Source organism: Polyangium sp. 15x6, assembly GCF_029960785.1.
In the GTDB taxonomy this organism is placed as follows: Bacteria; Myxococcota_A; Polyangia; order Polyangiales; family Polyangiaceae; genus Polyangium.
The window spans coordinates 187,841-195,040 of sequence record NZ_JASBQE010000010.1; the positions used below are offsets into that span (position 1 = coordinate 187,841).

Genomic DNA, 7,200 nt, shown 5'->3' on the forward strand with positions numbered 1-7,200 from the left:
TCGCTTGACCAACCTCGTCGCCCCAGCCTAGGCTCGTGGTCCCGGATCGTCGGGGGGAACTCCATGCCTCAAGCCGAGCGGATCAGAACCGCGCTTTTCGTCGATTTCGACAACATTTACCTCGGGCTCCATCGGGTCGATCCGGAAGCGGCAGAGGTCTTCGCCACCGAACCAACGCGCTGGCTCGCGTGGATGGAGCGAGGTCTCATCGCCAAGGCGCAGAGCAGCGAGTTGGTCAGGACGCCCCTCTCCGTCCTCGTCCGCAAGTGCTACCTGAACCCGAAGACGTTCCACAAGTACCGGCCGTACTTCACCCGCGCCGCGTTCGAGGTCGTCGATTGCCCGCCCCTCACGTCGCTGGGCAAGACGAGCTCCGACATCCGCATGGTGATGGACATCCTCGACACGCTCGGTCACCCGACGCGCTTCGACGAGTTCGTCATCATGTCCGGCGACGCCGACTTCACGCCCGTATTGCTGCGGCTTCGCGCCCACGACCGGCGCACCGTGGTCGTGGCCGTCGGGTATGCAGCCTCGGCGTACACCGCCGCGTGTGATCGGCTCATCACGGAGGACCGGTTCATCGAGGAGACGCTGCGCGTCCCGAGCGAGGGCGAAGGGTTCGAGCCGCCGGCGATCTCGCCGCCGCAGCGCGACCGCTCGTTCTCGATGTTCCCGTCCGCCTCGATCCTGCCCCCGCCGGCCTCGCTGCCCGCGGGCGACGCGGGCGCGGAGCTGCTCTCGCAGATGGCAGCGGCCGTCGTCGGCGCCGCGCGCGCGGGCGGGAGCCTGCCCGCCGCGAGCCTGCCGCGCGTCTACCGCCGCTTCCACGAGTTCTCCGCGGCGAACGACTGGCTCGGCTTCAAGAGCCTGCGCGCCCTCACCGAGGAGCTCTGTCGGCGCGACGTCCGCCTGCGCATCGTCGACGACGAGGCCGAGAGCTGGCGCGTCACGACCGACCTTCCACCCGCGGTGTCGCTCGCCGTGCCCACGGCGCCCACGCAGGCCCTCGTCCCGCCGCCGCCGCCGGTGCCCATGCCGATGTCGAGCCCGGCGCCGAGCATCCCGCTCCCGTCGACCCCGAACCCGAGCATCCAGCTCGCGACCACGATCGAGCCCTCGCCCGACACGCTCGCGCGCCCCTCGGATCTACGCGCCGAGATCGTCCGTGTCCTGCGCGACTACGTGTCGAGCTCGCCGCGCCCCGTGACCATGGCCTCGGCCTCGCAGGAGGTCATCCGACGGCTCGGCAACGTGGTCGTCGATAGCCGCTGGGCCGGGACCGGCAGCTTCAAGGACCTCTTGCTCCACGCGGGAAATCCGGGGTTCGTCGTGCACACGGCGAGCCCTGGACACCTCTACGATCCCGCCCGGCACGAGCCTCCGGAGGCCGAGAGCGAGGACTGGCCGCCGCCCTCGCGTGACGAGTTCGGCGTGCTCCGGCGCGTGCACGAGATCACGGGCGTGCCCGTCCTCCGGCCGCCGGAGTTCGGCCTGCTCTTCCGGACGATCGCGGACATCCTCGGCCGCAGCGCCTTCCAGGTCACGGCGACCTCGAAATCGGTACGGGACGCCCTGCTCGCCGAGGGCCATTCCGTGTCGCGCTCGGCCGTGACGTTCGTCCTTCGTGGCATCATGTACGGCGGGCTGCCGCTGCACGAGGCGCCGAAACCCTGGGGCGCGCGCCTGCTCGCCGAGGCGTTCCAGCGCAACGTGCTGGCGATGTGCGAGGACGCCGAGCTGAACCTCTCCACGACGGAGCGCGGCGCGATCGAGCGCTGGCTCATCGGCGCCATCGAGGAGACTCCGCCCGCGGAGACGACCGACGTGAGCGGGACGGTACAAGAAGCCAAAGCCTGAACCTCGATTCGAAAGGAGCGTTTGCCATGGGCCTCGCCGAAGACCTCCTCCTCGCGCTCGACAAGAAGAGGCCGAGGCCCCGCGCCTTCCGGCCGAACCCTTACCTCGAAGGCAACTTCGCGCCCGTGCGCCGGGAGAGTGATGCGTCGTCGCTCGAGGTCCTCCGGGGCGAAGTCCCGCGTGATCTCCGCGGCACCCTCTATCGCATGAGCCCCGGCCCCCGGTTCGAACCGCCGAACCCGGACCTTTATCACTGGTTCGACGGCGACGGGATGATCGACGCCTTCGTGATCGAGGACGGCCGCGTCTCCCACAAGAATCGCTGGGTCCGCACGGAAAAACTCGCCCTCGAGGAGCGCGCCGGACGCGCGCTCTTCGGCGGGATCCGCGACCTCGCGCTCTCCACGACGATCGAAGGCTGGCTCGCGCTCGGCTTCTCCGGAACGGAGCTCGTCACCCTGCAGGCGCAGGCGCTCCTCGGCAAAGGACCGAGCGAAGAGCAATTCGAGCGCATCTTGCGCGCCGTCGACCGCAGCAACACCAGCATCCAGCGAATGGCCGGCCGGCTGCTCTCGCTCGTCGAGGGCTCGCCCGCGCACGAGATCGACCCGGTCACCCTCGCGACGAAGGGCCGCTTCGATTTCGGCGGCGCCTTGCGATCCGGCAAGGGCGGCATGGTCGCGCACCCCAAGATCGAGCCGGGCACGGAGACGATTTACACGTTCGGCTACTGGGGCGGCCGGGGCGGGCTCACGTATCACGTGTTCGAAAAGGACGGCGCCGTGCGGCTCTCGCGCGACATCGAGGCGCCCTTCCCCGCGATGATGCACGATTTCAGCGTGACCGAGACCCGTGCCGTCTTTTATCACCTGCCGGCCGTGCTCCACATGGACGACATGAAGAGCCCGAACACGGTCCGCTGGCAGCCCTCGCGCGGCGCGCGGCTCGGCGTGGTTTTACGGGACGACCCCGCGGCGCCCGTGCGCTGGTACGAGATCCCGCCCTGCTACGTGTTCCATCCGATGAACGCGTTCGACGACGGGAACGCGGTCGTCCTCGACATCGTCCGTTATCCCCGCTTGCCGCTCTTCGATCCGGGCGGCGAGACCATGAACCCGCACATCGAGGAATACCCGCCGGGCGCGCTCGTGCGGCTCCGGCTCGACCTCGACACGGGCAGGATCAGCGAGACGATCCTCGACGACGCGCCGTGCGAGTTCCCCGTGGTCGACCCGCGCTTCGCGACGCGCCGCCATCGGTATGGCTGGGTCGCGGCGCGGATCGCGCCGACGTGCGGCCGCGGCATCATGAACGCGATCGGCCGCGTCGATTTCGAGACCGGCGAGGTGCGATATCGCAACCTCGGCCGATCGACGTACACGAACGAGGCGCTCTTCGTCCCGCGCACGGAAGCCGCGCCCGAGGGCGATGGGTATCTGATCACCACGGTCTATCACGCCGACGAGGACACGAGTGACCTCTTGATCCTCGACGCGACGAACCCCGACGCCGAGCCTGTCGCCGTCGTCCGCGCCCGCCAGCGCGTCCCCTTCGGCTTTCACGGCACGTGGGTGCCCGCGTCAGGCGGATAGCGCGCCCCAGAGCTCGCAAAGCTGCTCCGTCGAGAGATCGCCCCGATACGCTTCCGGGTCTCTCCCCTTCCCCGCCTCGAACGCCCGCACCCATCGCTCGATCGAAGCTGCCCCGCCCCGGGTGACCCGGACAATCTCCTCATTCGAAACACCTTTCTGGTGCAGCCGGACGACGAGGTGGGGCCGCCCCTTCTTCGTCCGCGCGGGCTCGATCGTGAATCGATACGGCCGCCCGAGAAAGGCCTGCCGTTCGGGCGTCGCGCCCTTCTTCAAGGTCAAACCCACCCGCGGCGAATCGAAGACCTCCGCCGGGCCGCCCCGGGGATTCTCGTGGGCGAGATACAGCGGCGAGCCCTCCCGCGGATCGATCGACCCATCGAACGAGCCCGCGAGCGCCGCGACGCTCTCCTTGCCGGTCCGCAGGAGCACGTGATCGACGCACGTGCACGAGCCTTCGATCAACGCCTCGCTCGCCGGGTCCACGATGCTGCGAATCAGAATGCCGACGTACGTATCGGGCCTTCGCCCCATCGCGACGTCGACGCCCTTGTACGTCCCGCCCTTGTACGTCCCGCCCTGCCGATGAAAATACCAGACCCCCGCGTCGACCTGGATCGGATCTCGATGCGCGAAAGGATCCTGATGCCCGGGGCCGTACCAGTAAAACTCGATTTCGGCCAGGCGATGAGGCGATCCGGCAATGAAAAGCGTCGCGTGATCGAGCAGGAGGTGCGCCGCCCGGCGAAAGGACTTCGCGTGCTCCGCGTCCGAGGCGCCCGGCCCGGGCAGCATCGACGCGAGGACAGGCGTGAGCGGGGCCGGGCTCGACATGTCACGTCCGCGGGCTCGGCCGCCCCTGGCCTTGGCCCGCTTTCGCGGCGTGCCGGCGCCGCCGCCCCTCCGCGGCCGCCCGCATGCCCGCCCGGAGGTCCCCATAGGTCACGAGCGCGCCGAAATCGACCCCGAGGTCCACGATCGTGCGCGCCACGTCCGGAGACACCCCCACGAGCGCGGTCTCCGTGCCGAGCAGGCCCGCCGCGCGCGTGGCCCGAAGGAGCTGCTCGGCCACGGACGCGTCGATCGAGGGCACGCCCGTGATGTCGATGAGCACCGTCTCCGCCTGGTGATGCTGGATCCCCGCGAGCAGCGCCTCCATGAAATGCTGCCCCCGCGCCTCGTCCATCTGCCCGATGAGCGGCGCCACGAGCACGCCCTGCGAAAGCGGCAGGAGCGGCGTCGAGAGCTGCCGGACGAGCTCCATCAGCTTCGTCTGCGTCTCCAGCAGCACGAGCTCGCGCCGCTTCGCGTCCTCGGCCGATTTCCGGTCCGTGATGTCCTCGCTCATTCCGATCAGGAAGAGCGGCTCTCCCGCCTCGTCGTACAGCGGAATCTTGCGGGTATGGCAAAGGCGCACGCCCGCGCCGCTCATCGGGACCTCCTCCTCGGGGATGTCCACGATGACACGGCCCTCGAAGACGGCCCGGTCCGCCTCGATGAAAACGTCGGCGAGCTCCTTCGGAAAAATGTCGTAATCGGTATGCCCGATCCAGCCGACCGGCGACGAGAGGCGCTCCTCCATGTATTTGTTGATGTGGACGTACCGGAGCTCCTTCGCCTCCTTGATGAAGATCATCATCGGGATGTTGTCGAGGATCGAGTCGAGGAACTGCGACGTGCTGCGGAGCGATTGCTCGGTCTCCCGCTGCTTCGTGACGTCCTCGAAGATCGAGCCCACGCATTGCCCCGAGAGCGGGAAGGCCTTGATCGCCCAGGAAACGTCCTTGCCCGTCCTCGCGTCCGTCACCGTGTAATCGATGTCGACGGTCCTCCTCTCGTGGACCACCTCGACATATCGATCGATGAGCCCCTTTTGCCGCGGGACGCTGCTGACCTCGTCGAGCAGCTTTCCCACGAACTTCGCCGTGGGCCTTTGCGTGAGCTGCTCGGCGGCGGTATTGCCGTACACGCAGCGCAGCGCCGCCTCGTTGCCTTTTGATTCTTCGAGCCGGTAGACGTAGAGCCCGAGCTGCATGGCCTCGACCACCTCGGCGCAGCGCGCGCGGTGTTCTTCCTCGGCCGTACGCAGGCGCACCCGCACGAGCGCGCCGCGGCCGCCGTCGACCGCACACGCAATCGCGAGCAGCGAGCTTCCCGGGGCCCCGAGGTCGATCTCGAGCCGCTCGCGCGCCCCCGCGAGCACGTCCTCGATCCCCCGCGCGGCCGCGAGCGCCCCGCCCTCGAGCACGCTCGTCGGCAAGATCCGAAACGCGCCTTGGCGCTCGAAGAACGGGAGAAAACGCGTGCCCTCCTCGGAGGCGAACAGGCGGTCCATGCGCGGGTTCGTGAGCCGAACGCGGCCGCGGCCGTCGACGAGCGCCGTCGCGTCGTCGAGGACCGAGAGCAGGAGATCCGGGTGGATCGAGAACGAGGCTGGCGCTCCGTCGGGGGTTGCCATGACTTTACCGGGGACGATAACACGACCCGGCAAGTTGGGCGACGGCGCGCAAGGAGCGGGCACGCCTCGGACGAGGGTGCCCGCACTTCTGCGTCATCTTCCTGTCACGGAACGACGAACACCGCGCCGTTCATGCCGAGCGTCGCGTGCGGCACGCAGTAGAAGGGATACGTCCCCGGGTCCACCATCCCGAAGTCCTTCATGGTGCCCGAGTCCGTCACCGTGGCGAACGGGCCGGTCGCGGCGGGCGTCGCCGTGCCGTTCACGACCACGCCGCCCTGCAGCGGATGCGTGCTGAAGTTGCTCGAGAACGTCACAGTCGACCCCGCCTTCACCTTGATGCACTTCGGGCTGTAGGCCAGGCCGCTGGACGTAATCGTCGTCGCCCCCTGGGCGGTGAGATCCACCGCCGACGCGGGCGTGCAACCATTGACGCTGGCCACGCACTGGCCGCCGTTGCAGATGCCGCTCTGGCATTCGTTATCGGCCGTGCAAGCGTCGCCATTGCACTTCGGGCAGGCCCCGCCGCAATCGACGTCCGTCTCGTCGCCGTTCTGGATGCCGTCGAAGCACGTCGCGGGAGCCACGCACTGGTTTGCCATGCACGTCGAGCCGCTCGTGCAATCGCCGTCGACGTTGCACTGGACACACGCGCCCATGGCGCTGCAGACCTTGCCGCCGGACTCCATGCACATGGTCCCCTCCGCCAGGGGGGTATACACGGGCGAACCATTGTCGCAGGTGTCCGTCGTGCAGGACTTGCCGTCGTCCGGCAGGTCGAGATCGTCGTTCTCGGCCGTCGTGGCGCCGCTGCCGTCGCAGACCTGCTGCTTGCAGTCGCCGTCCACTTGCGACGAGGTCGGCGTGCCGGCCATCTTGCCTTCCACGCCGCACATGCCATTCGAGCACGTCGCCTGCTCGCATTCGTTCGCCGGGGTGGGGCAATCGGCCGCCGTGAGGCAGACGTTGGCCATGCCACCGGTTCCGCCCATGCCGCCCATTCCACCGGCACCGCCCATTCCACCGGTGCCGCCCATGCCGCCCATTCCACCGGCGCCGCCCATTCCACCGGCACCGCCCATTCCACCGGCACCGCCCATTCCACCGGCACCGCCCATTCCACCAATGCCGCCCGCGCCGCCGGTCCCGCCACCGACGCCGCCCTGGCCGCCGGTCCCGCCGCCGGCGCCACCCTCGCCGCCGGTCCCGCCGACGCCGCCGACGCCGCCCTGGCCGCCGGTGCCACCTCCGACGCCGCCCTGGCCACCGGTCCCGCCGCCGACGCCGCCCTGG

5 protein-coding genes are annotated in these 7,200 nt (G+C 69.2%); 2 read left to right on the forward strand and 3 right to left on the reverse strand.

What is annotated here, in order from left to right:
* The first annotated feature begins 63 nt into the window (after positions 1-63).
* On the forward strand, positions 64-1,860 hold the full coding sequence (locus QHF83_RS10710; protein ID WP_282417680.1) for an NYN domain-containing protein: 1,797 nt from the start codon (positions 64-66) through the stop codon (positions 1,858-1,860).
* A 26-nt stretch (positions 1,861-1,886) separates the two neighbouring features.
* Complete coding sequence (locus tag QHF83_RS10715) at positions 1,887-3,452, forward strand: carotenoid oxygenase family protein (RefSeq protein ID WP_282417681.1); 1,566 nt, start codon at positions 1,887-1,889, stop codon at positions 3,450-3,452.
* On the opposite strand, the gene QHF83_RS10720 is transcribed toward QHF83_RS10715, so the two are convergent.
* From QHF83_RS10720 to QHF83_RS10730, 3 genes are all read right to left on the reverse strand, one after another.
* Positions 3,441-4,283: a hypothetical protein gene (locus QHF83_RS10720; protein ID WP_282417682.1), complete on the reverse strand. Its 843-nt coding sequence runs from the start codon at positions 4,281-4,283 to the stop codon at positions 3,441-3,443. The genes QHF83_RS10715 and QHF83_RS10720 overlap by 12 nt on opposite strands.
* A 1-nt stretch (position 4,284) precedes the next feature.
* Positions 4,285-5,907, reverse strand: a complete 1,623-nt coding sequence (locus QHF83_RS10725; protein ID WP_282417683.1) for a PAS domain-containing protein — start codon at positions 5,905-5,907, stop codon at positions 4,285-4,287.
* Between the two features lie 104 nt (positions 5,908-6,011).
* The coding region (locus QHF83_RS10730) for a plastocyanin/azurin family copper-binding protein (protein ID WP_282417684.1) at positions 6,012-7,200 on the reverse strand (1,189 nt) is incomplete at its 5' end.

Bases quoted from the DNA above. Each gene is read 5' to 3' on its own strand.
- QHF83_RS10710 (WP_282417680.1), top strand. From the start codon at position 64: ATGCCTCAAGCCGAGCGGATCAGAACCGCGCTTTTCGTCGATTTCGAC.
- QHF83_RS10725 (WP_282417683.1), bottom strand. From the start codon at position 5,907: ATGGCAACCCCCGACGGAGCGCCAGCCTCGTTCTCGATCCACCCGGAT.
- QHF83_RS10715 (WP_282417681.1), top strand. From the start codon at position 1,887: ATGGGCCTCGCCGAAGACCTCCTCCTCGCGCTCGACAAGAAGAGGCCG.
- QHF83_RS10720 (WP_282417682.1), bottom strand. From the start codon at position 4,283: ATGTCGAGCCCGGCCCCGCTCACGCCTGTCCTCGCGTCGATGCTGCCC.